The 24,169-nt window shown below is 70.0% G+C and carries 28 protein-coding genes; 21 read left to right on the plus strand and 7 right to left on the minus strand.

Annotated features, from left to right (window positions below; all coding sequences use genetic code 11):
* Nucleotides 1–137 precede the first annotated feature (137 nt).
* Nucleotides 138–1,556, plus strand: a complete 1,419-nt coding sequence (locus ABNF93_RS29675) for a replication-associated recombination protein A (protein ID WP_349331533.1) — start codon at nucleotides 138–140, stop codon at nucleotides 1,554–1,556.
* 4 nt (nucleotides 1,557–1,560) lie between these two features.
* Here the strand turns inward: ABNF93_RS29675 and ABNF93_RS29680 are convergent, their stop codons facing one another.
* Complete coding sequence (locus tag ABNF93_RS29680) at nucleotides 1,561–1,968, minus strand: type II toxin-antitoxin system VapC family toxin (protein ID WP_349331534.1); 408 nt, start codon at nucleotides 1,966–1,968, stop codon at nucleotides 1,561–1,563.
* Nucleotides 1,965–2,258: a hypothetical protein gene (locus tag ABNF93_RS29685; RefSeq protein ID WP_349331535.1), complete on the minus strand. Its 294-nt coding sequence runs from the start codon at nucleotides 2,256–2,258 to the stop codon at nucleotides 1,965–1,967. The genes ABNF93_RS29680 and ABNF93_RS29685 overlap by 4 nt, the downstream gene beginning before the upstream one ends.
* A gap of 104 nt (nucleotides 2,259–2,362) precedes the next feature.
* On the opposite strand from ABNF93_RS29685, the gene ABNF93_RS29690 reads away from it, so the two are divergent.
* The 8 genes from ABNF93_RS29690 to ABNF93_RS29725 all read left to right on the plus strand — a co-directional run bounded on the left by ABNF93_RS29690 (nucleotide 2,363) and on the right by ABNF93_RS29725 (nucleotide 10,475).
* Nucleotides 2,363–2,779, plus strand: coding sequence for a DUF948 domain-containing protein (locus tag ABNF93_RS29690; protein WP_349331536.1), 417 nt, complete (start codon nucleotides 2,363–2,365; stop codon nucleotides 2,777–2,779).
* Complete coding sequence (locus tag ABNF93_RS29695; protein WP_349331537.1) at nucleotides 2,776–3,078, plus strand: DUF6167 family protein; 303 nt, start codon at nucleotides 2,776–2,778, stop codon at nucleotides 3,076–3,078. Before ABNF93_RS29690 ends, ABNF93_RS29695 begins: the two co-directional genes overlap by 4 nt.
* Nucleotides 3,078–5,759, plus strand: a complete 2,682-nt coding sequence (alaS, locus tag ABNF93_RS29700) for an alanine--tRNA ligase (RefSeq protein ID WP_349331538.1) — start codon at nucleotides 3,078–3,080, stop codon at nucleotides 5,757–5,759. Before ABNF93_RS29695 ends, alaS begins: the two co-directional genes overlap by 1 nt.
* A gap of 19 nt (nucleotides 5,760–5,778) precedes the next feature.
* A complete protein-coding gene (ruvX, locus tag ABNF93_RS29705) occupies nucleotides 5,779–6,282 on the plus strand; it encodes a Holliday junction resolvase RuvX (protein ID WP_349331539.1) in 504 nt (167 codons plus the stop codon).
* Nucleotides 6,279–7,382 carry an endolytic transglycosylase MltG gene (gene mltG, locus ABNF93_RS29710; RefSeq protein WP_349331540.1) on the plus strand — a complete coding sequence of 368 codons (1,104 nt, stop codon included), beginning with the start codon at nucleotides 6,279–6,281 and terminating at the stop codon, nucleotides 7,380–7,382. Before ruvX ends, mltG begins: the two co-directional genes overlap by 4 nt.
* Complete coding sequence (locus ABNF93_RS29715) at nucleotides 7,366–8,238, plus strand: shikimate dehydrogenase (RefSeq protein ID WP_349331541.1); 873 nt, start codon at nucleotides 7,366–7,368, stop codon at nucleotides 8,236–8,238. The genes mltG and ABNF93_RS29715 overlap by 17 nt, the downstream gene beginning before the upstream one ends.
* Before the next feature lie 37 nt (nucleotides 8,239–8,275).
* Nucleotides 8,276–9,847, plus strand: coding sequence for an FAD-binding oxidoreductase (locus ABNF93_RS29720; protein ID WP_349331542.1), 1,572 nt, complete (start codon nucleotides 8,276–8,278; stop codon nucleotides 9,845–9,847).
* Between the two features lie 67 nt (nucleotides 9,848–9,914).
* The gene (locus ABNF93_RS29725) at nucleotides 9,915–10,475 is read left to right on the plus strand and encodes an RNA polymerase sigma factor (RefSeq protein WP_349331543.1); all 561 of its coding nucleotides are present in this window, start codon (nucleotides 9,915–9,917) and stop codon (nucleotides 10,473–10,475) included.
* Here the strand turns inward: ABNF93_RS29725 and ABNF93_RS29730 are convergent.
* Both ABNF93_RS29730 and ABNF93_RS29735 read right to left on the minus strand, forming a co-directional pair.
* Complete coding sequence (locus ABNF93_RS29730; protein ID WP_349331544.1) at nucleotides 10,435–11,088, minus strand: response regulator; 654 nt, start codon at nucleotides 11,086–11,088, stop codon at nucleotides 10,435–10,437. The genes ABNF93_RS29725 and ABNF93_RS29730 overlap by 41 nt on opposite strands.
* Nucleotides 11,089–11,091: 3 nt before the next feature.
* A complete protein-coding gene (locus tag ABNF93_RS29735) occupies nucleotides 11,092–12,045 on the minus strand; it encodes a HAMP domain-containing sensor histidine kinase (protein WP_349331545.1) in 954 nt (317 codons plus the stop codon).
* A gap of 238 nt (nucleotides 12,046–12,283) precedes the next feature.
* Between ABNF93_RS29735 and ABNF93_RS29740 the strand changes: the two genes are divergently transcribed.
* The 8 genes from ABNF93_RS29740 to aroB all read left to right on the plus strand — a co-directional run bounded on the left by ABNF93_RS29740 (nucleotide 12,284) and on the right by aroB (nucleotide 19,630).
* Nucleotides 12,284–12,580 carry a DUF3040 domain-containing protein gene (locus ABNF93_RS29740; RefSeq protein ID WP_349331546.1) on the plus strand — a complete coding sequence of 99 codons (297 nt, stop codon included), beginning with the start codon at nucleotides 12,284–12,286 and terminating at the stop codon, nucleotides 12,578–12,580.
* Nucleotides 12,581–12,643: 63 nt separating this feature from the next.
* Nucleotides 12,644–14,164, plus strand: coding sequence for a potassium/proton antiporter (locus ABNF93_RS29745; RefSeq protein ID WP_349331547.1), 1,521 nt, complete (start codon nucleotides 12,644–12,646; stop codon nucleotides 14,162–14,164).
* 107 nt (nucleotides 14,165–14,271) lie between these two features.
* Nucleotides 14,272–14,760, plus strand: a complete 489-nt coding sequence (locus ABNF93_RS29750; protein WP_349331548.1) for a cation:proton antiporter regulatory subunit — start codon at nucleotides 14,272–14,274, stop codon at nucleotides 14,758–14,760.
* A gap of 4 nt (nucleotides 14,761–14,764) precedes the next feature.
* Nucleotides 14,765–15,982 carry a cation:proton antiporter gene (locus tag ABNF93_RS29755; RefSeq protein WP_349331549.1) on the plus strand — a complete coding sequence of 406 codons (1,218 nt, stop codon included), beginning with the start codon at nucleotides 14,765–14,767 and terminating at the stop codon, nucleotides 15,980–15,982.
* Nucleotides 15,983–16,019: 37 nt separating this feature from the next.
* Nucleotides 16,020–16,724: a prepilin peptidase gene (locus ABNF93_RS29760; protein ID WP_349331550.1), complete on the plus strand. Its 705-nt coding sequence runs from the start codon at nucleotides 16,020–16,022 to the stop codon at nucleotides 16,722–16,724.
* Nucleotides 16,725–16,815: 91 nt separating this feature from the next.
* The gene (gene aroC / locus ABNF93_RS29765) at nucleotides 16,816–17,997 is read left to right on the plus strand and encodes a chorismate synthase (RefSeq protein WP_349331551.1); all 1,182 of its coding nucleotides are present in this window, start codon (nucleotides 16,816–16,818) and stop codon (nucleotides 17,995–17,997) included.
* Nucleotides 17,997–18,497 (plus strand): shikimate kinase, encoded by a 501-nt coding sequence (locus ABNF93_RS29770; RefSeq protein ID WP_349331552.1) that lies wholly within the window; start codon nucleotides 17,997–17,999, stop codon nucleotides 18,495–18,497. Before aroC ends, ABNF93_RS29770 begins: the two co-directional genes overlap by 1 nt.
* Nucleotides 18,494–19,630, plus strand: coding sequence for a 3-dehydroquinate synthase (aroB, locus tag ABNF93_RS29775; protein ID WP_349331553.1), 1,137 nt, complete (start codon nucleotides 18,494–18,496; stop codon nucleotides 19,628–19,630). Before ABNF93_RS29770 ends, aroB begins: the two co-directional genes overlap by 4 nt.
* Nucleotides 19,631–19,755: 125 nt before the next feature.
* Here aroB and ABNF93_RS29780 read toward each other — a convergent pair whose 3' ends face one another.
* Both ABNF93_RS29780 and ABNF93_RS29785 read right to left on the minus strand, forming a co-directional pair.
* Entirely contained in the window at nucleotides 19,756–20,016 is a 261-nt protein-coding gene (locus ABNF93_RS29780; protein ID WP_349331554.1) for a metallothionein, read from the minus strand.
* 141 nt (nucleotides 20,017–20,157) lie between these two features.
* On the minus strand, nucleotides 20,158–20,646 hold the full coding sequence (locus ABNF93_RS29785; protein WP_349331555.1) for a hypothetical protein: 489 nt from the start codon (nucleotides 20,644–20,646) through the stop codon (nucleotides 20,158–20,160).
* A 176-nt stretch (nucleotides 20,647–20,822) separates the two neighbouring features.
* On the opposite strand from ABNF93_RS29785, the gene aroQ reads away from it, so the two are divergent.
* From aroQ to nusB, 4 genes are all read left to right on the plus strand, one after another.
* Entirely contained in the window at nucleotides 20,823–21,263 is a 441-nt protein-coding gene (aroQ, locus tag ABNF93_RS29790) for a type II 3-dehydroquinate dehydratase (protein ID WP_349331556.1), read from the plus strand.
* Nucleotides 21,264–21,308: 45 nt separating this feature from the next.
* Nucleotides 21,309–22,394, plus strand: coding sequence for an aminopeptidase P family protein (locus ABNF93_RS29795; protein WP_349331557.1), 1,086 nt, complete (start codon nucleotides 21,309–21,311; stop codon nucleotides 22,392–22,394).
* An 85-nt stretch (nucleotides 22,395–22,479) separates the two neighbouring features.
* The gene (gene efp, locus ABNF93_RS29800; RefSeq protein ID WP_349331558.1) at nucleotides 22,480–23,037 is read left to right on the plus strand and encodes an elongation factor P; all 558 of its coding nucleotides are present in this window, start codon (nucleotides 22,480–22,482) and stop codon (nucleotides 23,035–23,037) included.
* Between the two features lie 4 nt (nucleotides 23,038–23,041).
* Complete coding sequence (gene nusB / locus ABNF93_RS29805; protein ID WP_349331559.1) at nucleotides 23,042–23,452, plus strand: transcription antitermination factor NusB; 411 nt, start codon at nucleotides 23,042–23,044, stop codon at nucleotides 23,450–23,452.
* Between the two features lie 125 nt (nucleotides 23,453–23,577).
* Here nusB and bldD read toward each other — a convergent pair whose 3' ends face one another.
* Nucleotides 23,578–24,081 carry a transcriptional regulator BldD gene (gene bldD, locus ABNF93_RS29810; RefSeq protein WP_349331560.1) on the minus strand — a complete coding sequence of 168 codons (504 nt, stop codon included), beginning with the start codon at nucleotides 24,079–24,081 and terminating at the stop codon, nucleotides 23,578–23,580.
* Between the last annotated feature and the right edge of the window lie 88 nt (nucleotides 24,082–24,169).

Here is a 24,169-nt window from a genome sequence, read left to right on the forward strand (position 1 = left end):
ACCTACGGAGTGCCTTTCCGCTCGGACGACTTCGACCTTCGACAAGCCGAATTCTTCCAAGCCGGACAGGCACTTCCGTACATTTACGCGCCGAACTCACCCACAGCCCACGAAAGATCGAGGCTAGTCTCGTGGCCGTGACGGACGACGCCCTGTTCGACGTATCCGGAGGTTCGGCCGGACCGGCGGCTCCTCGCGCCTCTGGAAGTCTGGCCGACGCCGACCACCTGTCGGCACCGCTGGCGGTCCGGATGCGTCCGCAGAGCCTCGACGATCTCGTAGGTCAGCGGCAGTTGCTGGCGCCCGGTGCGCCGCTTCGCCGGCTGATCGAGGGTGATCGTCCGGAAGATCGTGATCAGGGCCGGACGCCACCGACGACCGACGGCGGCGTGCCGTCGCTGCTGCTGTGGGGGCCGCCCGGGTCGGGCAAGACGACGATCGCCGCCATCCTCAGCCGACAGACCAACCGGATCTTCGTCGAGCTTTCCGCCGTGACCTCGGGGGTCAAGGAGGTGCGCGCGGTGATCGACACGGCCCGCCGGGAGCTGGGTCGCACCCGCGAGACGGTGCTGTTCGTCGACGAGGTGCACAGGTTCAGCAAGTCCCAGCAGGACGCCCTGCTTCCCGGCGTCGAGAACCGCTGGGTGACGCTGGTGGCCGCGACGACCGAGAACCCGTACTTCTCGGTGATCTCACCACTCCTGTCGAGGTCGCTGCTGCTGCGCCTCGAGCCCCTCTCCGACGACGACATCCGTGGATTGATCCACCGCGCGCTGGTTCATGAGCGTGGCCTCGGCAGCACGGTCACGCTGGCGGAGGATGCCGAGGAGCACCTGCTCCGGATGTCCGGGGGAGACGCCCGCCGTGCGCTCACCTATCTCGAGGCGGGCGCGGGCGCCGCGATCGCCCTCGGCGCGGCCGAGGTCGACCTCGGGACCCTGGAGACGGCCGTCGACCGGGCCGCGGTCCGCTATGACCGTGACGGCGACCAGCACTACGACGTCGCCAGTGCGCTCATCAAGTCGATCCGGGGGAGTGACGTCGATGCGTCACTGCACTACCTGGCAAGGATGGTCGAGGCCGGTGAGGATCCGCGCTTCGTCGCCCGGCGGCTGGTCATCCTCGCGAGCGAGGACGTCGGCATGGCGGATCCGACGGCGCTTGGCGTGGCGGTGGCGGCGCACCAGGCGGCGCAGTTCGTCGGCCTGCCCGAGGCCGCGATCAACCTGGCGCACGCCGTGATCCATCTCGCACTGGCGCCGAAGTCGAACGCCGTGGTGAAGGCCATCGGCGCAGCACTCGATGACGTCCGGTCCGGCCGGATCGGGTCGGTGCCGGCGCACCTTCGCGATGCGCACTACAGCAGTGCGAAGAAGCTGGGCCACGGAGCGAGCTACTCCTACGCCCACGACGACCGCCGCGGGATCGTCGCCCAGCAGTATGCACCTGATGTCGTGGCAGGGCGGACCTACTACGAACCGACCGGCCGTGGGGCGGAGAAGGCGTACGGCGAACGGCTCGAACGGATCCGCCGCATCCTCGCCGGCGACGAGTGACGCCTCAGGTGGGCGGCCAGGCACGCCGCACACGGCATTGCAGCGTTCTGGCCGCTTGGGCGAGGCGGGTGTCTGCGGTGACCAACGCGCAGTCGTTGACTTCGGCGGCCGCCACATAGGCGGCGTCGTATCCGATGGCGTGATCCCGTGCTGCCCACATCCTGGCCAGCAGCGGCTGGACCGCGAGCAGGTCGACAGGGATCTGCATGAGCGCCCGGACGGCGTCGTGAGCCCGCGCGGGGCCGATCATGCCGCCCATGAGTCGGCCCCGGATGGCAGCGAAGGTCTCGGCCACCAGCTGTTCGGGTGCGGCCCAGTGATGGTCGCGACCCAGCTCGGCTCGTGCCCGGTCGCCCAGGATGTCGTCGTCGGTGAACGCGTTGGTCAGAACCGAGGCATCGACGATGATCATGGCGCACCGGTGTCGTGATCATCGTCGTCATGATCATCGTGGCCTGCCCGACGGTCGCGTCCGGCGCGTACTTCGTCGACGAGGCGACCGGCTGCGCCTCGAGTCAGCCGCGAGCCGTCCGTCCGCCCCTCGAACTGCTGGAGAATCCGGCCGACAGTGCTTGCTCGGCGTGCCTCCATGGTGACCATCTCGAGGAGATAGGCCTGCAGAGACTGGCCGCGGATCTTGGCCTGGGTGGCCAGGACGTCGCGGACCTCTTCGGGAACGTCGCGAATCTGCAGGGCCACCATGCATGCATTCTACATGCACAGGAGGGGACGCAGAGATCGTCGTCCGACACGGCATCGATGGGGCGGCGTACGAACGCTCCTCGGGGGTTATAGGTTTGGACGCCATGACTGCCGGTGAGATTGCGGGACTTATGGCAGCTGGCGCGTTGCTGCTGCTGGTGGGCGTTCTCGCCTACCCCATCCTCAAGCTGGGCAGGGTCTTCGAGGAGACCCGCCTGCTCGTACGCGGTGTCACCGACCAGAGCCTGCCCCTGCTCGGTGAGGTCACGACCACGGTGAGCACCACCAACGCCCAGCTGGCCCGCGTCGACACGATCACCGCGCGGGCGGAGACCGTGTCCGACAACGTCGCCGGGCTGTCGTCGCTGTTCGCGGCGACCCTGGGCGGGCCACTGGTGAAGTTTGCGGCCTTCTCCTACGGCGTCCGCCGGGCGATCAACGCCCACGACCGCAGAGATGTCGAACGCCGGGTCAGGTCGGAGATGAAGGGCCAGCGCCGGAAGGGAGCACGGGCCCGATGAAGCGAGTTTTCTGGGTGGCGGTCGGCGCCACCGTCGGGATCCTGGTCGTCCGCAAGCTTTCGCAGAAGGCCGACCAGTTCACCCCCCAAGGCGTGGCCAAGCAGCTCTCCGGCCTCGGCGATGCCGTCCGGGCGTTCGGTGCGGAGGTCCGGGCCGGCATGGAGGCACGCGAGCAGGAGCTGCGCGAAGCTCTCGCACTCGACGACCACCACCCCAACGGTCACGGCGGCGGGCTCGACGCCGACGCAGCCGCGCGGTTCGCGAACGACCCCGACACGACCTGGAGGGACACCCGCTGATGGAGACGGCGGAAATTCGCCGGCGCTTCCTGCGCTTCTTCGGCGAGCGCGGACATACGATCCTCCCATCGGCGTCCCTGCTGCTCGACGACCCGAACCTGTTGTTCGTCAATGCCGGCATGGTGCCCTTCAAGCCGTACCTCCTCGGACAGGAGACGCCGCCCTACCCACGGGCGACGAGCGTGCAGAAGTGTGTGCGTACCGGCGACATCGAAGAGGTCGGCAAGACCACCCGGCACGGCACGTTCTTCCAGATGAACGGCAACTTCTCCTTCGGCGACTACTTCAAGGAACGCGCCATCGAGCTCGCCTGGGAGCTGATCACGACCCCGGTCTCCGACGGTGGGTTCGGCCTGGACGAGTCGAAGATCTGGGCGACGGTCTATTTCGAAGACGACGAGGCCGCCCGGATCTGGGAGCGTCGGATCGGGTTGCCGCCGCACCGGATCGTCCGCCGTGGCATGGCGGACAACATGTGGTCGATGACCGTGCCGGGGCCCTGCGGACCGTGCAGCGAGCTCTACCTCGACCGCGGCCCGGAGTTCGGCCCCGACGGTGGGCCGGAGGTCGACGAGGACCGTTACCTCGAGTTCTGGAACCTCGTCTTCATGCAGTACGAACGCGGCGAGGGCCCCGCCAAGGAGGGCTACCCGATCCTGGGTGAGCTGCCGGCGAAGAACATCGACACCGGCATGGGCCTCGAACGCATGGCCTACCTCATCCAGGGCGTCGACAACATCTACGAGAACGACGAGATCCGACCGGTGCTCGACCGGGCGACGGAGCTGTCGGGGCGCAAGTACGGCGCCGACCACGACAGTGACGTACGCCTGCGGGTCGTCGCCGACCACGTGCGTTCGGCCATGATGATCGTCGGCGACGGCGTGACCCCGAGCAACGAGGCGCGCGGCTACGTGCTCCGAAGGATCATCCGCCGGGCGGTCCGGCAGATGCGGCTCCTCGGTGTCGACGTGCCCACCATGCCCGAGCTGCTGCCCGTCAGCCTGTCGCGGATGAAGCTGTCCTACCCCGAGCTCGAGCAGGACTGGGCCCGGATCAGCTCGGTCGTCTACGCCGAGGAGGAGACGTTCCTCGGCACCCTCAAGACTGGTACGCAGATCTTCGACCTCGCCGTGGAACAGACCAGACAGGCCGGCAGCGAGGTTCTCACCGGTGACAAGGCGTTCCAGCTGCACGACACCTACGGTTTCCCGATCGACCTGACCCTGGAGATGGCGGCCGAGCGCGGGCTCGCCGTGGACGATGACGGGTTCCGCCGGTTGATGGCCGAGCAGCGGTCTCGCGCGAAGGAGGACGCTGCCGGACGCAAGAGCGGGCACGCCGATTTGTCCGCCTACCGCGGTGTCGCCGACGCGCTGGGGCGGGCGGTGGAGTTCACCGGCTATGACGAGGTGGTGTCCGAGGCGCAGGTCGCCGGGCTCCTGCTGCACGGCGAGCCGGTACAGGCCGCCCGTGAGGGCGAGACGGTCGAGCTGGTCCTCGACCGCACGCCGTTCTATGCCGAAGCCGGCGGGCAGCTCGCCGACGAAGGCGTGATCGAACTCGCCAACGGTGCCAGGCTCGCCGTCCACGACGTCCAGTCGCCGCTCGGTGGGCTCATCGTCCACCAGGCGAAGGTCCTCCGCGGCGAGGCGGTCGCCGGTCAGACGGCGAGCGCGCAGGTCGACGTCGAACGCCGCCGGGCGATCTCCCGCGCGCACACCGCGACCCACATGGTGCACAAGGCGTTCCGGGAGGCTATCGGCGAGACCGCGGCACAGGCCGGTTCGGAGAACGCGCCGGGCAGGTTCCGGTTCGACTTCAACGCCACCGGTCCCGTCCCACCGAGCGTCCTCGCCGAGGCCGAGGAGCGCGTCAACGAACTGCTCCTTGCCGACCTCCCGGTCACCGCACAGGTCATGCCGATCGACGAGGCGCGCGCCTCCGGGGCGATGGCCCTGTTCGGGGAGAAGTACGGCACCGACGTCCGGGTGATCTCGGTCGGTGAGTGGGCGCGCGAGCTCTGCGGCGGTACCCACGCCGGCCGGTCCGGCCAGCTCGGCGTGGTCAAGCTGCTGTCAGAGTCGTCCATCGGTGCGGGAATCCGCCGGGTGGAGGCCCTCGTCGGCGCGGACGCGTACCGCTTCCTCGCCCGCGAGCACGTCCTGCTCGGCCAGCTGTCCGAGGCGTTGAAGGCCCGACCCGAGGAACTCCCGGAGCGGGTCGCCGGCATCGTCGACCGGCTGCGCGCCGCCGAGAAGGAGCTCGAACGCATCCGGGTCCAGCAGGTGCTTGCCGCCGCTGGCGACCTGGCAGCCAATCCGGAGGACATCGCGGGCGTCGCCTTCGTCGGACACGAGGTGCCCGAAGGCGCGTCGGCTGGTGATCTGCGCAAGCTCGTCCTCGACGTCCGGGGCCGGATCCCGCGGGACCGGCCCGGTGTCGTCGCGGTCGTCGGTGCCTCAGGCGGCCGCCCCTCGGTGGTGGTCGCCGTCAACGACGAGGCTCGCAACCGCGGCCTTCGCGCCGGTGAGCTGGTCAAGATCGCGGCCGGCATCCTCGGCGGCGGAGGTGGCGGCAAGGACGACGTGGCCCAGGGCGGTGGCACCGATCCGGCGAAGGCGTCAGGGGCGCTGCAAGGCGTCCAGCAGGCCATCAGGGACCGGGTCACGAGCGGCTGATCGACGAAGGACCTAGGCGATGCGCGCGGGTGTTCGGCTGGGGATCGATGTGGGCACCGTGAGGATCGGCATCGCGCGGTCGGACCCGGCCGGCAGCGTGGCAGTTCCGGTCGAGACCGTCGCCCGTGGTCGCGGTGACCTCGACCGCATCGCCGCGCTTGTCGCCGAGGTGGACGCGGTCGAGGTGATCGTCGGTCTGCCGATCTCGCTCTCCGGCCGCGAAGGCCCGGCCGCCGCGAAGGCCCGTGAGTTCGCCCTCGCCCTCGCCACCCGGCTGAGCCCGGTGCCGATCCGGTTGGTCGACGAGAGGTTGTCGACCGTGGGCGCGCAGCGAAACTTTCGGGACCAGGGATTGTCCATTCGCGGAACGCGGGAACGCATTGACCAGGCCGCTGCTGCCATCATCCTCCAGAGCGCTCTCGACGCCGAGCGTTCCAGCGGTGCGCCACCAGGAACGTCCTTGACCGAGGGCCGGAGGAAACCCCGTCAGAAGCGCGATGGGAAGGGGAAGGACCACCAGTGAGTGAGCTCGGGTTCCGCACCACCGCTCGGGTGCGGCCACGTCGGGGCCGCGGTTGCCTGGCTGTCTTCGTGGCGTTCGTCATTCTCGGTGGCGCGGTCGCGTTCGTCGCGGTCAAGGGCCAGTCCTATCTGGCCAATGCGTTCACCGTTCCCGACTACTCCGGGCCAGGTCAGGGAGAGATCGTCGTGCAGGTGTCGCCGGGCGACACGAGCCGCGACATCGCGTACACGCTCGAGGGCAAGAACGTGGTGAAGAGTGCCGAGGCCTTCACGCGGGCGGCCAGGAAGGACAGCCGTGCGCTCGGGATCCAGCCCGGGTTCTACCGCCTCCGGGAGCAGATGGGCGCCAAGGAGGCACTCGCGTTGATCCTCGACCCGACGGCGCGGATCCTCGAGCGGGTCACGGTGCCGGAGGGGAGGCGGGTGTCGAGGACGGTCGCGATCCTGTCGGAGGAGACCGGCATCCCGAAGAAGGAGTTCGCAGCGGCGTTGAAGGATCCGGAGAGCCTCGAGCTTCCGCCGTACGCCAAGGGCGGCGCGGAGGGCATGCTCTTCCCGGCGACGTACGACATCGACCCCGGTACCACGGCAAACTCGCTGCTCCGCGAGATGGTGGCGCGGCACGTCGAGGTGGCCGAAGGGCTCGGCCTCGCGGCAGGCGCGCGCGATCTCGGCTTCAGCCCACGGCAGGTGGTCACGGTGGCGAGCCTCGTGGAGGCCGAGGCGCGCCGGCCGGAGGACTTTCCGCGGGTCGCCCGGGTGATCTACAACCGGCTGGCGGAGGAGCAGAGACTGGAGCTGGACTCGACCGTGCACTACGCGGTCAACCGGTACGACACCGTCTCCACGACCAGGAAGGAGCGTGCCGTCTCCTCGCGGTACAACACCTATCGACATGTCGGCCTGCCGCCTGGCCCGATCAACGCGCCCGGGGAGCGGGCGTTGCAAGCAGCGCTCAAACCCGCGCCCGGCGGGTGGTTGTTCTTCGTGACCGTCAATCCCGACTCGGGTGAGACGAAGTTCGCGCAGACCTACAGCGAGCACGACCAGTACGTCGCCGAGTTCCAGCAGTGGTGCCGGGCGAATGCCGACCGCTGCTGACGGGGCCGAGCAGGGCGGGTCAGTCCGGCGTTGCGCCGTTCTCGGTTCGCCGATCTCCCATTCCCTGTCGCCGGTCCTCCACCGGGCCGCCTACTCCGAACTCGGGCTCGACTGGCGCTACGACGCGTTCGAGGTCGACGAGGAGGGCCTCGCGGGATTCCTCGACGGGCTCGGCCCGCAGTGGCGGGGGCTGTCGCTCACGATGCCGTTGAAGCGGGCCGCGATCCCCTTGTGTGACGAGGTTTCCTCCCAGGCACGGCAGGTCGGCGCGGTCAACACGGTGATCCTCGACGAGGGCCGGCGCATCGGCGCGAACACCGACGTCCCCGGAATCGTCTCCGCCCTGCGGGAGCGAGGCGTGACGTCCGCCCGTCGTGCCCTGCTGCTGGGGGTGGGGGCGACTGCATGCTCCGCCCTTGCCGGGCTCGCCGAAATCGGGATAGTCGACGTCCTCGCGGTTGCTCGCGATCCCGCCCGGGCAGGTGAGCTGCAGGCATTGGCCGCGACGTTGGGGGTCCGGACGAGCGTGGTGTCGTGGGAGGTCGCATCCGAGTGCCGCGCCGTCGACGTAGCGGTGTCCACGGTGCCCGACCGGGCGGCGGGCCCGTTGGCCGAAGCGGTCGTCGAGCGGACCGAGGTCGTCTTCGACGTTCTCTACCACCCGTGGCCGACCCGGCTGGCGGCGGTGGCGGCGGACGCCGGACGGGTGGTTGTCGGGGGTCTCGACCTGCTGGTGCACCAGGCGGGGGTCCAGGTGGAGTTGATGACGCGACGTTCACCGGCGCCGGTGGCCGTGATGCGTACGGCGGGCGAGAGGGCGCTCGAGGCGAGGGGGTTGGCCGCGGACAGCACATAGGTGCCGCCGCGGTGCGTCACACAACACGGGGGGAACCATGGCGGGGGTCCAGCACGACGCACAGGTACTCGACAGTCACGTACACGGCGCCCAGCTAGCAGGAACGCAGGGGCTCCGGCGGCGGGCGCTGGTGGGCGCAGCGCTGCTCACCGGAGTCACCGGTCTGGTCGGCTGCGGCAAGGGGGTCGAGAAGAACGGCATCACCCCCGTCGACGGCACCGGCGGTGGCACGGCGACCGCCAGGCCACCGAAGCCGCCGACCCCACCCGCGCCCCTGGGCACGCCCACGCCGGCAGACTGGAAGGCACTCGCCGAGAGCCTGTCGGGCAAGCTGCTCCGCCCCGGTGATGCGGGGTACCCCGTCGCCCATCAGCTGTACGACCCCGCGTACGACAGTGTGCTTCCGGCGGCGGTCGCCGAATGCAGCGACCCGGCTGACGTCGCGACGACGCTGAAGTTCGCCGAGCGGTTCAAGCTCCCGCTCACTGGCAAGTCCGGCGGCCACTCCTACGTCGGCGCGTCGACCAACCATGGCGGCATCGTCATCTCCGTACGACCGATCGCCGGCATCACATTCGACGGCACAACGGCGCGGGTCGGCGCCGGTACACCGCTCAAGCAGGTCTACACCGACTTCGAGGCCAAGGGCCGGATCATCCCGGCCGGATCATGCCCCACTGTGGGAGTCGCCGGGCTCACCCTGGGAGGCGGGCTCAGCCTCGGCAACCGGGCGTACGGCATGACCTGCGACACCGTCACACAGGTGCAGGTCGTCACCGCCGACGGCAAGGTCCGGATCGCGAACGCCACGAGCGAACCCGAGCTGTACTGGGCCTGCCGCGGCGGAGGAGGCGGGACGCTCGGCGTGGTGACGGAGTTCTGGTTCAAGACGGTCGCCTCGCCGTTGATCGGGACCTTCAGCGTGCAGTGGAACTGGCCCGATGCGGCCGCGGTGGTGCAGGGCTGGCAGCGGTATCTGCGGACGGCGCCGGACGAGGTATGGCCGTCGCTGCGGCTGACCGCGAACCCGTCCGGTTCGCAGACCGCGAGCGTCTTCGGTGTCGACGTGGCGAACGATCCGGGCCAGGCGCTGGACAGGCTGATCGGCGCGGTGGGCCGCAAACCGCACACGCACTCGTCCACCCCCGACCGACGGTTCGGACCCGACCCGGATGGCCCGCGCACCGTCTTCTACGCCGGCACCGACATTCTCGGGACCCCGCTCACCGACTCCGGCATCTCGGCTGTCCTCGCCGCGATGAACACGAGGGCCCACGACACGCGGCTCGCGGCCACGGCGATCTTCGACCCCCTGGGTGGTGCGGTTTCGCGGCTCGCCGTGGACGCCACCGCGTTCCCGTGGCGTCGGTCGTTCGCGTCGATCCAGTGGTATTCCGAGCGTGGCGGCGCCACCGGCCAACAGGCCCGGGAATGGATCGCCGCCGGGCACAAGGCGGTGGCCGGCTCGGCCGTCGGCGGCTACGTCAACTACCTCGAGGCGAGCCGCCCCAGCGGCAAGCTCTACTTCGGTCCCAACCTCGACCGGCTGCGGGCGGCCAAGGCGAAGTACGACCCGACAGACGTGTTCAAGCTGCCGTACGCCCTCTGAGGGAGAGGCATCCCTCCGACGCCCTGGGCAACCTCACGAAACGACGGCCGCCACGCGTTGACAGGGTATGACCGTGCAGCCCTCCGAGCAGGTGGTCCCGTTCGAGCAGGTGGTGGAGGAGCACGGTCTCGTGGTCCTGCGGGTCTGCCGGGCCATTCTCGATCCTGTCGATGCCGACGACGCGTGGTCGGAGACGTTCCTGGCCGCCCTGGAGGCCTATCCGAGGCTCCGTCCGGGCAGCAACGTCCGGGCGTGGCTGGTGACGATCGCCCACCGCAAGGCGATCGACCGGCACCGGTCCGCCGCGAGGAACCCGGTGCCGACAGCGACGGTGCCCGAGCCCGGCGTCGGGCACGAGGAGCCCGCAGGGGACGACGCTCTGTGGGAGGCGGTACGCACACTGCCGCCGAAGCAGCGGGCCGCGGTGGCCTACCGCTATGTCGCCGACCTCCCTTACCGCGAGATCGGCGCACTGATGGGCATCAGTGAGACCGCGGCCCGCCGCAACGCCGCTGACGGCGTAGCCGCCCTTCGGACGACTTATCTAACGCACCAGGAACCGGGCCGGGAGGGGGACGACGACAGGCCTACGGTTCGATCAGGCCGGTCCGGATCGCGTAGCGGGTGAGCTCGATCCGGTCGCGCAGGCCGAGCTTCTGCAGCAGGTTCGCGCGATGTCGTTCCACCGTCTTGACACTGATGACGAGGATGTCAGCGATCTCCTTCGAGCTGTGACCTTCGGCGACCAGTTTGAGGATCTCCTCCTCGCGGTCGGTGATGGCCCGCTCGGGGATGCCGCCTGTTCGTACGTCGTCGAGATAGTGGCGGATGAGGGCGGTGACGGCGCCGGCGTAGAGGAAGGGTTCGCCCCGGATCGCTGCCCGGCAGGCCGCCACGAGGTCGCGGTCGGCGACGGACTTGAGCACGTATCCGGACGCTCCTGCCCTGAGCGCCTCGAAGAAGTACTGCTCGTTGTCATGCATGGTCAGGATGAGGATGCGCAGGTCCGGCTGGATCCGGGAGAGCTCGCGCGCCGCCTGTAACCCCGTCAGTCGAGGCATGGCGATGTCGAGGATGGCCAGGTCGGGCCGGACGGCACGGGCTCTCTCGATCGCCGCCGCCCCGTCGCCCGCCTCGGCGACGACCATGAGATCAGGCTCGCTGTCGAGAATGAGCCGGACGCCCCGGCGTACCAACGCGTGGTCGTCGGCGAGCAGGATGCGCGTCCTCCGCTCGGACATTGGTCACTGTCCTTCGTTGGTAGCGGGGATATGCAGGCACACCTCGGTGCCGCCGGACGGGCTGGGACCGAGGGTCAGGCCGGCGCCGATCAGCAGCGCGCGCTCGCGCATGCCGGTGATGCCCGCGCCCTCGGCCGCTCGGCCGATGCCTCGCCCGTCGTCACGGATAAGGAGCTCCACACCGGCAGGCCGGTGCCGGAGAGTCAGGTCGACGCGGCGCGCCTCCGCATGGCGCGCAGCGTTGGTGAGGCTCTCCTGGGCCACCCTGTAGACGACCAGTTCGGCGTCGTTTCCGAGCTCGGGTAGGTCGGAGTCGAGCCGCGCGTGCACCGTGAGCCCGGCATGGGTGGAGAACTCCGCGGCAAGGGCCTTGAGGGCGCTGCGCAGGCCGAGCTCCTCCAGGTCTCCAGGACGGAGCCGGCGGGCGATCCGGCGGATCTCGTCAAGGCTGTCGCGGGTGGTCTCCTGGACCTGTGCCAGCTCGGTCCGCATGTGGGCAGGCGCTTGGTCGGACACGCGTTTGAGCTGGAGCAGTACGGCAGTGAGCGTCTGTCCAACCTCGTCGTGGAGCTCCTGCGCAATGCGGCTGCGCTCGGCCTCCTGCGCGGACAGAACCCGCGCGCTGCTGTTCCCACGTTCGGCCTCCAGTCGGTCGAGCATGGAATTGAAGGTCCGGATCAGGTCCGCGATCACGCCGTGGCCGCTGACGAGCGGACGCGGGCCGGGGCGCAGCAGGTCGATTGTCGTCATGAGCCGGCTGAGGCGTTCCAGCGGTGCGAGACCGAACCGGAGCAGGACGCCGTTCGCGATGAGCATGGCGACGAGTCCGACGGACAGGATCAGGGCCTCGGTGAGGAGGACAGGCGTCGACACGGTGACAGGTCCGAGCAGGAGAAGCGCGGTGGCAGCGAGGAGGACCACGGCGTTGAGCAGGAAAATCCGCCAGAACAGGGACACGGCGCCCGACCTCCTCAGATCTCGTTGCCTCCACTATCCCCGGAGCTGCTCATCCACCCCCGGTCACAGTCGTGGACGTACCAGGGCAATCGACGCACGTACATGCTGTCCACCTCGAGAAATGGGTGCTGGACCCGATGGGACGGAAGACCGAGAGTGGGCAGGCTGAGGCGAGAGATGGCTGTGCGGCTGCGCAGAGCTCAGCTCGCCTCCAGGCCGGCCGCGGAAAGGAGGGGGCATGGATCTCGACGAGGCGCCCCTCGCTGAGCCTGAGGATCGAATGGGGCGGGAGGATCCTCGCGTGGCTCGGGCGTGCGGTTCAGGGCCCCCGCAGGACCTCCGGGATCCACGACGGTGGCCGGGCTGGCTCCTGATGGGAGTCGCCGTCATGGCGCTGTCGACAGGCATCGCTCTCGGACATGGCCTGCTTATCGCGGCCGGCCTGGTCATGGCGGGGATCGGGGTCCACCTCCTCGATCACGGTCGCGGCACCGGCGGCCACGCCCCAGGCACCCGTCACCCTGACCGTCGCTGACGACGGGAGGGGTCCAGGGACGCCTGCCACTGAGACGACGACGCACAGGGCGGGGCCGGAACGATGACCCTTCAGCAGCTGTACCTCGTCCTTCTCGTCGGCGGCGCCGTCCTGCTCGCCAGCATCGCGGCCGCCAGGCTGGCCAACCGGATCGGCCTGCCAAGCCTCCTGCTCTTCCTCGCCGTGGGGGTCGTGCTGGGCGAGGACGTGCTCGGCGTTCAGTTCGACGACGCCCAGGTCGCGCAGGCGCTGGGGACCGGCGCGCTCGGCGTCATCCTCGTCGACGGTGGCCTGACCACCCGGTGGTCAGACGTACGACGGCTGCTGCTGCCCGCCGGCATTCTCGCCACGGCGGGTGTGGCCGTCTCGGTCGTCGTCACCGCCGCGGGCGCACATCTCCTGCTCGGTGTCGACTGGCAGCTGGCGCTGTTGCTCGGCGCCATCGTGTCCTCGACCGATGCCGCGGCTGTCTTCGCGGTTCTTCGGGCGCTGCCGCTGCCGCGCAAGGTCACCGGTCTCCTGGAGGCCGAGTCCGGATTCAACGACGCACCCACGATCATCCTCGTCCTGGTCTTCAGCACCGCCGTGGGACTGCCCGGCCCGACGTTCCTCATCAGCAGCCTGCTCTACCAGTTGGCCGTCGGCGCCGCGATCGGACTGGTCCTGGCGTGGCTCGGCGCCGCTGCCCTCCGGCGCTTCGCGTTGCCGGCGGCGGGCTTGTACCCGCTCGCCACGGTCGGCTACGGCATCAGCGCCTTCGCCGCGGCAGGGGCGGTGGGCGCCAGTGGCATCATCGCCGCCTACCTTGCGGGCGTGGTCCTGGGGAACTCGTCCCTGCCGCACCGCGCGGCGACCCGTTCGTTCGCCGAGGGTGCGGGGTGGCTCGCACAGATCGGCCTGTTCGTCATGCTCGGACTCCTCGTCAACCCCCGCGAGCTGCCGTCGGCGGTCGTACCGGCCATCGCCGTCGGCCTGGTCCTGCTGCTGGTGGCCCGACCTGCCTCGGTCGTTGCCTGCCTGGTGCCGTTCCGGGTGCCATGGCGCGAGCAGGCCTTCATCTCCTGGGCCGGGCTGCGCGGCGCGGTGCCCATCGTGCTGGCGACGTTTCCCATCGTCGCCGGTGTCGGAGGGAGCAGGTATCTGCTCGACATCGTCTTCGTCCTCGTGGTGATCTTCACCCTCGTCCAGGGGCCGAGCCTTCCCCTCGCGGCCCGGCTGCTCCGCCTGACCCGCCCCGGCACGCTCCAGGAGGTCCAGGTGGAGTCGGCGCCATTGGACGTCCTGGACGCCGACCTGCTCACCGTGTCCATCCCGCCCGGATCCCGGCTCCACGGCGTGACAGTCTTCGAACTCCGCCTGCCCAAGCCCACCGTGGTCACACTCGTGGTGCGCAACGGGACGACCCTGGTGCCGGATCCCGCGACCGTGCTGCGGGCGGGCGACGAGCTCCTGCTGATCACCACACCTCAGGTGCGTCACGCGGCCGAGGGTCGGCTCCGCGCGGTCGGCCGGCGCGGCAAGCTCGCCCGCTGGTTCGGAGAGTCCGGCGAGCCCGAACCGTCCGGAGAGACGCCCGCCGCGTGAAGGGGATGCGTTCGGCCCCGCAGGTACCAGTCGTACGCCGGTGAGCGGAGCGCTGGGAGACTGTCTGGGCGCCCGTCCATCCTCGACCGCTCGTACGGAGTCCTCGCATGGAGCCGACAGCCCACCCCAGCAAGACGGTCCTGCCCGGCGTGGGCGCCCGCTACGATCTCGCCACCGACCACGGCGACCACCTGTCAGTCGTCGTCAAGCACGACGGGCTGCGGGTCCTGGGCTTCCACGACCCCGAGGACGACGACGTCTGTCGCGATGCCGTCCAGCTCGCCCCGCACGAGGCTCGGGCCATCGCCAAGCTCCTCACCCCGGACGATCCGGTGGCCCATCTGCAGGACACCATCGAGATCGACCTGGTCACCGAGCACATTCCCCTCACGGCAGGGACCCCCTACAGCGGGCGTACTCTCGGCGACACCCAGGCGCGCACCCGAACCGGCGCCTCCATCGTCGCCGTCATCCGGCGAACCGCGGCCGTCCCGTCACCCACCCCGGACTTCCGGTTCGCCACCGGCGACATTCTCGTCGTCGTCGGTACCCGCGAAGGAGTGGACGCGGTAGCCGATCTGATCGCCGGAGGGTAACCGCGTGCATGCCACCACAGCGCTGCTCATCGAACTCGGCGCCATCATCCTCGCCCTCGGCATCATCGGCCGCTTCGCCGAACGCATCGGGTTCTCTCCCATCCCGCTCTACCTGCTCGCCGGACTCGCCTTCGGCCACGGCGGGCTCCTCCCGTTGGCCGCCAGCGAGGAGTTCGTCGCGACCGGCGCCGAGATCGGCGTGATCCTGCTGCTCCTTCTCCTCGGGCTCGAGTACACCGCGTCCGAGTTGGTCACCAACCTCAAGACCCAGTACCCGTCCGGGATTGTCGACTTCGTCCTCAACGCCCTGCCCGGCGCCGCCGCCGGCCTGCTTCTCGGTTGGGGACCAGTCGCTGCCGTCGTCCTCGCCGGTGTCACCTGGATCTCGTCGTCCGGCGTGATCGCGAAGGTCCTCGGCGACCTCGGCCGGCTCGGCAACCGCGAGACACCGGTCATCCTCGGGGTCCTGGTCATCGAGGACCTCGCGATGGCCGTCTACCTGCCGATTCTCAGCGCCATCCTGGCCGGACTGACGCTCGCCGGCGCCAGCCTCACGCTCCTCATCTCCCTCGGCACGGTCGGCATCGTGCTCTACCTCGCGCTGCGGCACGGCCGGATCATCAGCCGGGCGGTGTCGTCGGAGAACCCCGAGATGCTGCTCCTGGTGGTCCTCGGCCTGACCCTGCTCGTCGCCGGCGTCGCCCAGGAACTCCAGGTCTCCGCCGCCGTCGGAGCTTTCCTCGTCGGCATCGCCCTCTCCGGCGAGGTCGCAGAAGGGGCCCGGAACCTCCTCACCCCGTTGCGCGACCTGTTCGCGGCGGTGTTCTTCGTGTTCTTCGGTCTCAACACCGACCCGGCCGCTATCCCGGCGGTGCTGATTCCCGCCCTGATCCTCGCCGTGGTGACCACCGCGACCAAGATCGCCACCGGCTGGTACGCGGCACGGCGGGCGGACATTCGACCGGCTGGGCGGTGGCGGGTGGGTGGGACGCTGGTGGCACGCGGGGAGTTCTCGATCGTCATCGCCGGACTCGCCGTCGCGGTGGAGCCCCGCATCGGTCCGCTGGCGACGGCGTACGTCCTGATCCTCGTCATCCTCGGGCCGCTGACCGCACGGTTCACCGACCCGATCGCGGCCCGTGTCACCCGTCGCAGGACCCGTGTCACCCGGCCCTCGGAGCCGGCACCCGAACCCGCCGAAGCGGCGCCCACCCAGGGATGAGAATCAGCGGGCCCATCGTCATCTAAGCTCGCGACCCGTGACGTTCTCCGTGGCCCTGGTCGTGGCCTGCGCCGTACTCGGGGGAGTGGCCGGCATGGTCGTCCCACGGTGGCTGGCCAGGCTGCCGGAGCCGCTCCTCGCCGACGGCGAGACCAAGACGCCGTACGCCGACCTGGCGCGCTGGCCCCCACTCCCCGTCGTGTGCGGGCTGGCGCTGACCGTGGGCTGGGGCTTCATGGCCTGGAGGGTGGGAGCCGACCCGGTGCTGCCCGCCGTGCTCTACGTCGTCGTCACCGGGGTCCTCCTCGGGTACGTCGACCTGCGGGTGCGGCTGCTGCCCAACGCGGTCGTTCTGCCGTCGTACGCCGTCGTCGGTGCCCTACTCGTCCTGGCCGCTGTCTTCTCGGGCCGCTGGGGGAGCCTTGCGTGGGCAGCGGTCGGTGGAGCCGCGTTGTGGGGATTCCTGGCGCTCTTCGTGGTCCTCATACCGTCGGGCATCGGGCTGGGCGACGCCAAGCTGGGTGGCGTTCTCGGCCTGTGCCTGGGCTGGTTCGGTCCTGCGTACGTCCTGCTCGGGACGTTCGCCGCCTTCGTGTTCGGCGGGCTCGTCAGTCTCGGGCTGATCGCTTCCCGGCGGGGCACCCTCAAGTCCGCGATCCCGTTCGGACCGTTCCTGATCCTCGGTTTCGTCGCGGCGGTCGCGTACGGGGACGATCTGATCCATTGGTACGGAATCCGATAGCGGGCGCGCAGCCGCCGGGGATCTCGGCCACGAACGGCGGGGCGGGCCGACCCGAGCGGGCCGCGCTCACCCCCCGTGACAGACTTCTGTCATGCTTCGCTGGCTCACCGCGGGCGAGTCCCACGGCCCCGCCCTGGTTGCGATCCTCGAAGGACTGCCCGCTGGCGTCCGCCTGACCTCCGACGACGTTGCCAACGCCCTCGCCCGGCGCAGGCTCGGCTACGGTCGTGGCGCGCGGATGTCGTTCGAACGCGACGACCTGGAGTTCGTCGGCGGCCTCCGCCACGGCAGCACCCTCGGCAGCCCGGTCGCGATCCGCGTCGGCAACACCGAGTGGCCCAAGTGGGAGCAGGTGATGGCGGCCGACCCGGTCGACCCGGAGATCCTCGAGGGTCTCGCCCGGAACGCACCGCTCACCCGCCCACGACCTGGGCACGCCGACCTGGTGGGAATGCAGAAGTACGGATTCGACGAGGCCCGCCCGGTGCTCGAACGCGCGAGTGCCCGCGAGACCGCGGCCCGCGTCGCGTTGGGCTCGGTCGCGACCGCCTTCCTCGACCAGGCCTACGACATCACCCTCGTGAGCCATGTCGTCGAGCTGGGCACCGTCCGCGCGAAGCCCGGCAGCGTACCCGCCACCGCCGCGGACCGGGAGCGGATCGACGCCGACCCGGTGCGCTGCCTCGACCCCGAGACCAGCGCCGCGATGGTGGCCGAGGTCGACAACGCCCACAAGGAGGGCGACACGCTCGGCGGCGTCGTCGAGGTCGTCGCCTGGGGGCTCCCGCCCGGGCTCGGCAGCCACGTCCACTGGGACCGCCGCCTCGACGCGCGCCTCGCGGCCGCCCTCATGGGCATCCAGGCGATCAAGGGCGTCGAGGTCGGTGACGGGTTCGAACTCGCCCGGAGCCGCGGATCGGCGGCACAGGACGAGATCACCGCCACGCCGGACGGGATCAGGCGGACCTCCGGGCGTTCAGGCGGAACAGAAGGCGGTATGAGCACCGGAGAGACCCTGCGCGTCCGCGCGGCGATGAAGCCGATCTCGACCGTGCCGCGGGCGCTGCGGACGGTCGACGTCGCGACCGGCGAGGAGGCCCGCGCGAACCACCAGCGATCGGACGTCTGTGCCGTCCCCGCCGCCGGGATCGTGGCCGAGGCGATGGTGGCGCTCGTGCTCGCCGACGCGGCGTTGGAGAAGTTCGGGGGCGACTCGGTGACCGAGACCCGCCGCAACGCCCAGGCCTACCTCGACCAGCTGAAGATCCGGTGATGGCACCGAAGGTCGTCCTGATCGGCCCGCCAGGATCAGGCAAGACCACCATCGGAGAGCTCGTCGCCGCGCGCCTGAAGGTGGAGTTCCGCGACACCGACGCCGACGTGGAGGCGAAGGCCGGCACCGCGATCTCCGACATCTTCGTCGAGCAGGGCGAGCCGGCGTTCCGGGCGCTCGAGCGGACCGCGGTCAAGACGGCTCTCGCCGAGCACGCGGGCGTCCTCGCGCTCGGCGGCGGCGCCGTCCTCGACGACCGCACCCGCAAGGACCTGTGCTCCCAGCGGGTCGTCTTCCTCGACGTGTCGCTGACCCACGCGGTTCGCCGGGTCGGATTGGCCACCTCCCGACCGCTGCTGCTGGGCAACGTCCGGGGACAGCTGAAGCAGCTTCTCGACGCGAGGCGCCCGCTGTACGCCGAGGTGGCCACCGTGGCCGTCAGCACCGACGGGCGCGAGCCCGACGACATCGCCGACGAGATCGTGAGGTTCCTGTCATGACCGACGCGGGGGCGGAAAAGTCGGGCCGGAACGCACCCGAACCGACGAGGGTCCGGGTCGAGACGGCGAAGCCCTACGACGTGGTCGTCGGCACGGGAGTCCTCGAGGAACTGTCCGGCCTGCTCGGGCCGGAGACCCGCCGGGTCGCCCTCGTCCACCAGGCCGCGCTCATCGACGTCGCCGAAGCGCTCTGGCACGACCTCGCCGGACACGGCTACGTCGTGCACCTGCTCGACGTACCCGACGCCGAGCAGGCCAAGACGGCTCAGGTAGCCGCCACCTGCTGGTCCTCACTCGGGCGCTGGGGCTTCACCCGCTCAGACGTGGTGGTGGGGGTGGGTGGTGGTGCGACGACCGATCTCGCGGGTTTTGTCGCGGCCACCTGGCTGCGCGGTGTCCGCGTCGTCCAGGTCCCGACCACACTGGCGGGGATGGTCGACGCCGCACTGGGCGGCAAGACCGGGATCAACACCCCTGAGGGCAAGAACCTGGTCGGCGCCTTCCACGAACCCGCCGGGGTGCTCTGCGATCTGGCCACCCTGCGTACGCTCCCTGCCGACGACTACGCCAGCGGCCTCGCGGAGGTCGTCAAGTGCGGCTTCATCGCCGACCCGGTGATCCTCGACCTCATCGAACGCGATCCGGCTGCCGCCCTACGTCCCGACGGCCCGGTCACCCAAGACCTCGTCGAGCGTTCGGTCCGGGTGAAGGCCGCGGTCGTGGCAGACGACCTCACCGAGACGGCCGCCACCAGCGGGGGAGGGCTCGGCCGCGAGGTGCTCAACTACGGTCACACGTTCGGCCACGCCCTGGAACGTGCCGAGGGCTACCAGTGGCGGCACGGGCAGGCGGTCTCGGTCGGGCTGGTGTACGTCGCGGAACTGGCCAGGTTGGCCGGCCGGTTGGATGCCGGGACAGCGCAGCGGCACCGGGAGATCCTGGGCAGCCTCGACCTCCCCACGTCCTACCGTCTCCACCAGTGGCCGACGCTTCTCGCCGGCATGCGGGTCGACAAGAAGGCCAGGGGAGACATGCTGCGGTTCGTCGTCCTGGACGGGCTGGCCAAGCCGGGCATCCTCGAAGGTCCCGACGTCACCATGCTCCGAGAGGCCTACGACGCACTGACCGGATGACCTGGCTCCCGGGCGGCTACTCGCAAGTCACGTGACTCCCAAGCCACCTGACTCCCAAGCCACCTGACTCCGGGTGGACCGGCCCCAGAGCCAGGCCGCGCCGGATCCGCGCAGCGGCCACAGTGCTAGGACGGGCGTGCTCCCGCGGTGTCCCTGACCTCGTCGCCGTGCTCGATGCCCGACACGCGGGCACAGTGGGCGCCGCAGAAGAACTGTCCGGCGACCTCGACGCCGTGGCCGACGATGCGGCACCCGCACTGCTCACAGACCGGTGCCAGTCGATGGATGGCGCACTCGAACGAGTCGAAGGTGTGCGCCTTGCCGGCGGTGGTGCGTACCTCGAAGGCCATCCAGTAGTCGTTGCCGCATACCTCGCAGATCGCCATCGATCCTCCTCCTTCCCGGCCGGCGTTCGCGCAGCGTCGCGTGGAGGGGTCGGAATGGGTGGCCGGTCCGGATGGTTCCCCTGGGCTACCTGCCCGGCATCGGGCCGAGGCAACCGGGAGTCCGGTCGGGCAAAGAGCCACTCAGAGGGAGCGGACGAACTTCTGGGCGTCCGGGATGTCCATGCCAGTCTCGTCGCAGACCAGCCGGATCGCCTCGACCTCCCGCCCGGCGGCGCGCATGCTGCGGGCGCGTTCGGCGAGTCCGCGCGCTCCGGGGGCGGCCGGCATCCCGTCGTCGGCGCGAGGGCTGACGTCCACTGCCTCACCCGTGATCACGGTCGCCGGCGGGCGGTGGCCGGTCTGGATCGCATCGACAAGGGCCCGCGCGTCGGCGAGGCCCAGGCCGGTGGCCCGCATGAGCTCCTTCACCGCCTGGACCTTCCTGCTCCGTCCGAGCAGGCCGACCACGACGGAGAGCACCATGGGGTCGATCGGCTGCGACAATAGCTTGGTCGGCCCTGGTCTCTGCTGCTCCTCGACGCTCGGCTGCTTCGCGTCTCTCGAGCGGAGGACGAACAGGACGACGACGATCACCGCCCCGACGAGAAGGATGAGCAGCAGATCGTTCACGAGAGGATGCTAGCCGCCGTGACGCCGGGAGTCGCCACGGCGACCGGTAGGCGCCATGTCCGGCTGGTGCCAATGGAGCATTTCCGGCGAGCACTCCGGCGGAAACCGGGTCAGGCCGGCCGCGCCTGCCCCTGTGAGCCGATCATGATCACCGGGGCGGACACTAGGCTGAGCACGTGCGCGTACTCGTCCTGAACGGCCCCAACCTCGCCCGCCTCGGTTCCAGGGAACCGGACGTCTACGGCTCGCTGTCCTACTCCGACCTGGCCGCCGAATGCGGCAAGACCGGAGCGGAACTCGGCCTCGACGTCGACGTACGCCAGACCGACAGCGAGGCCGAGCTGATCCGCTGGCTGCACGAGGCGGCCGACGCCTCCACACCGGTCGTCCTCAACCCCGCGGCCTTCACGCACTACTCCTACGCCGTCCGCGACGCGTGTGCACAGCTCACGGCGCCGCTCATCGAGGTGCACCTCACGAACCCCGGGCGCCGCGAGGAGTTCCGGCACACGAGCGTCGTCTCAGGGGTCGCGACCGGCACCATCGCGGGGTTCGGGTTCGACTCCTACCGGCTCGCGCTCCGCGCCCTGGTGAACCTGCCCGGAACACCTCGCTGACGTTTCGACTTGCGGGGACCTCACTCCCGCGCTTGGCTGGATGTCGTGCCCGACATCCATGCCGCCCGACGAGAGCGGCTTCGCAGCGTCCTGGCCGGCACGGACGTTCCGGCCGCGCTGGTGAGCGCCCTGGTCAACGTCCGTTACCTCTCCGGTTTCACCGGCTCCAACGCTGCCCTGCTGGTGGCGGTGGACGGCACCTGCGTCCTCGCCACGGACGGCCGTTACGGCGACCAGGCGGCGGCGGAGTGCCCTGACCTCGACATCGTGGTCGACCGGCGCCTGCTGCCTGTCCTGGTCCAGCACGCGGTGGAGATACCCGTCACCCGGCTGGGCGTGGAGACACATGCGTTGACCGTCGACGCTCTGGCCGCGATCCATAGCGACCACGCCGGGCTCGAGACGCCGACGCTCGCGCGGGCCGTCGAGGGGTTGCGGATCGAGAAGGACGATACCGAGCTGGACCACATTCGTACCGCCTGCGCGATGTCGTGCCGGGCCTTGGAGGGACTGCTCGGCACCACGCTGCTGGGACGGACCGAGCGTGCCATCGCGCGGGACCTCGAATATCGGATGTACGCCGAAGGCGCCGAAGGCCTCGCATTCGCCACGATCGTCGCATCCGGCCCGCACGCAGCCATCCCGCACCATCAGCCCACGGATCGCGAGTTGGAGCGCGGCGACTTCCTCACCATCGACTTCGGCGCCAGACACGCCGGATACCACGCCGACTGCACGCGCACTTTCGTGGTGGGCGGCGAGCCCGTCGAATGGCAGCGGGAGATCTACGACGTCGTACGCACCGCACAACGCGCCGCCCGGCACGCGGTCGCGCCGGGGGCCAAGCTCGCCGACGTCGACGCCGCCGCCCGAGACGTGGTGGCCGAGGCAGGCTACGGCGAGCGGTTCACCCATGGTCTGGGCCACGGGGTGGGGCTTCAGATCCACGAGGACCCGTTCTTCGCCAGGACCGCGGAGGGTAAACTCGGCGGTCGCGCTCCCGTCACCGTCGAACCCGGTATCTATCTTCCGGACCGCGGCGGCGTCCGCATCGAGGACACCGTGATCGTGCGCGGTGGCCGACCGGAGCTGCTCACCCCGACCACCAGAGACCTGCTCGTCCTCGACTGAGCCGGACGCGGGAGTCGATGAGCGCGTGCCCGGCAGACCCGCCGGACCGACACGCACCAACCAGGAGCTGAGAGGCGAGACTGCAGTGGCCACCACGAACGACCTCAAGAACGGCATGGTTCTCAACCTCGACGGGCAGCTCTGGAGCGTCCTGTGGTTCCAGCACCACAAGCCGGGCAAAGGCGGCGCTGTGGTCCGTACGAAGCTCAAGAGCGTGCTCTCCGGCAAGGTCGTCGACAAGACGTTCAACGCAGACGTGAAGGTCGAGGTCGCCACCGTCGACCGGCGCGAGATGACCTACCTCTACAACGACGGGGAGTCCTACGTCTTCATGGACTCGACGACCTATGACCAGCTGCCGCTCTCGCCCGACGTCGTGGGCGAGGCGTCGCACTTCCTGCTCGAGAACCAGTCGGCGACCGTGGCGGTGCACGAGGGGACGCCGCTCTACATCGACCTTCCCGCCTCGGTGGAGCTGGCGATCGAGTACACCGAGCCGGGGCTGCAGGGCGACCGGTCCAGCGGCGGTACCAAGCCAGCCCGACTGGAGACGGGGTACGAGATCCAGGTGCCGCTGTTCATCACCACCGGCGAGAAGGTCAAGGTCGACACCCGCTCAGGCGACTACCTCGGGAGGGTGTAGTCCGGTGTCGGCACGGACGAAGGCGCGGCAGCGGGCGCTCGAGGTCCTCTACGAGGCCGAGCTGCGCGACCGGTCACGGCTCAGCACCCTCGCGGATCGGCGTGACGCCGCCGATCCGCCCATTTCGGACTACACCGTCCGGCTCGTCGAAGGGGTGGAGACACACGCCGAACGCCTGGACGAGCTCCTGGGCGAGCACGCCAAGGGGTGGAGCCTCGCGCGGATGGCGCCCGTCGACCGCAACATCCTCCGGCTCGGGGCCTATGAGCTTCTCTACGCCGACGACGTGCCTGACCCGGTGGCGATCAGCGAGGCCGTACGCATGGCGCGGGAGCTGTCCGGCGAGGAGGCTCCAGCGTTCGTCAACGGGCTCCTGGCGCGGCTGCTCGAGCTCAAGCCAACCCTGCTGACCTGACGATGGGACAGCCGCCCCGCCACGAACCCGTGGCAGGGCGGCTGTGTTGATCGCTCCGCCGACGCACTTACCTGGACGGGCCAAGGGCGCCGCAGAGGGAGCAGGGTGCGCGGCGCGGCCCTCGCTCAGCTCTCGTCGTCGGAGACGGCCTCGGCCGCTTCGGCGTTCAACACGCCCCACGCGACCAGTCGGTCGGCGAGGATGCTGGGCCGCTCGTCGTAGATCACGGCCAGGGTGCGCATGTCCTCCTGGCGGATCGAGAGCACCTTCCCGTTGTAGTCGCCGCGCTGTGCCTGGATGGTCGCGGCATAACGGGCGAGCGGGGCGACCTCGACTCCTTCGAGCTGGCCGAGGCGTTCGAGGTCGAGGACGAGCCGCGGCGGCGGCTCGGCGGCGGCGCCGATCGGACCGACGCCGGGGAGCAGCTCGGTGATCGGTACGCCGTAGAACTCCGCTAGCTCGGACAGCTTCTGGACGGTCACGGCGCGGTCTCCGCGCTCGTAGGAGCCCACCACGACCGCCTTCCAGCGGCCCTTGGACTTCTGCTCGACCCCGTGGAGGGAGAGCCCCTGCTGCTGCCTGATGGCGCGGAGTTTCGCACCCAGGGACCTGGCGTAGTCGCTCGGCATCCGTGCTCACTCATCCTTGATCTTCGAGGGACACGGAGACGCCGCGTCCAAGATGGTCACGGAGCGTGACGGTAACCCGGAGCGACCT

Source organism: Actinopolymorpha sp. B9G3 (assembly GCF_040120725.1).
GTDB lineage: Bacteria > Actinomycetota > Actinomycetes > Propionibacteriales > Actinopolymorphaceae > Thermasporomyces.

Coding starts and splice junctions, on each gene's coding strand:
- ABNF93_RS29680 (WP_349331534.1), bottom strand. CDS start 1,968: ATGATCATCGTCGATGCCTCGGTTCTGACCAACGCGTTCACCGACGAC.
- ABNF93_RS29685 (WP_349331535.1), bottom strand. CDS start 2,258: ATGGTGGCCCTGCAGATTCGCGACGTTCCCGAAGAGGTCCGCGACGTC.
- ABNF93_RS29690 (WP_349331536.1), top strand. CDS start 2,363: ATGACTGCCGGTGAGATTGCGGGACTTATGGCAGCTGGCGCGTTGCTG.
- ABNF93_RS29695 (WP_349331537.1), top strand. CDS start 2,776: ATGAAGCGAGTTTTCTGGGTGGCGGTCGGCGCCACCGTCGGGATCCTG.
- alaS (WP_349331538.1), top strand. CDS start 3,078: ATGGAGACGGCGGAAATTCGCCGGCGCTTCCTGCGCTTCTTCGGCGAG.
- ruvX (WP_349331539.1), top strand. CDS start 5,779: ATGCGCGCGGGTGTTCGGCTGGGGATCGATGTGGGCACCGTGAGGATC.
- ABNF93_RS29715 (WP_349331541.1), top strand. CDS start 7,366: ATGCCGACCGCTGCTGACGGGGCCGAGCAGGGCGGGTCAGTCCGGCGT.
- ABNF93_RS29720 (WP_349331542.1), top strand. CDS start 8,276: ATGGCGGGGGTCCAGCACGACGCACAGGTACTCGACAGTCACGTACAC.
- ABNF93_RS29725 (WP_349331543.1), top strand. CDS start 9,915: ATGACCGTGCAGCCCTCCGAGCAGGTGGTCCCGTTCGAGCAGGTGGTG.
- ABNF93_RS29730 (WP_349331544.1), bottom strand. CDS start 11,088: ATGTCCGAGCGGAGGACGCGCATCCTGCTCGCCGACGACCACGCGTTG.
- ABNF93_RS29740 (WP_349331546.1), top strand. CDS start 12,284: ATGGATCTCGACGAGGCGCCCCTCGCTGAGCCTGAGGATCGAATGGGG.
- ABNF93_RS29745 (WP_349331547.1), top strand. CDS start 12,644: ATGACCCTTCAGCAGCTGTACCTCGTCCTTCTCGTCGGCGGCGCCGTC.
- ABNF93_RS29750 (WP_349331548.1), top strand. CDS start 14,272: ATGGAGCCGACAGCCCACCCCAGCAAGACGGTCCTGCCCGGCGTGGGC.
- aroC (WP_349331551.1), top strand. CDS start 16,816: ATGCTTCGCTGGCTCACCGCGGGCGAGTCCCACGGCCCCGCCCTGGTT.
- ABNF93_RS29770 (WP_349331552.1), top strand. CDS start 17,997: ATGGCACCGAAGGTCGTCCTGATCGGCCCGCCAGGATCAGGCAAGACC.
- aroB (WP_349331553.1), top strand. CDS start 18,494: ATGACCGACGCGGGGGCGGAAAAGTCGGGCCGGAACGCACCCGAACCG.
- ABNF93_RS29780 (WP_349331554.1), bottom strand. CDS start 20,016: ATGGCGATCTGCGAGGTATGCGGCAACGACTACTGGATGGCCTTCGAG.
- bldD (WP_349331560.1), bottom strand. CDS start 24,081: ATGCCGAGCGACTACGCCAGGTCCCTGGGTGCGAAACTCCGCGCCATC.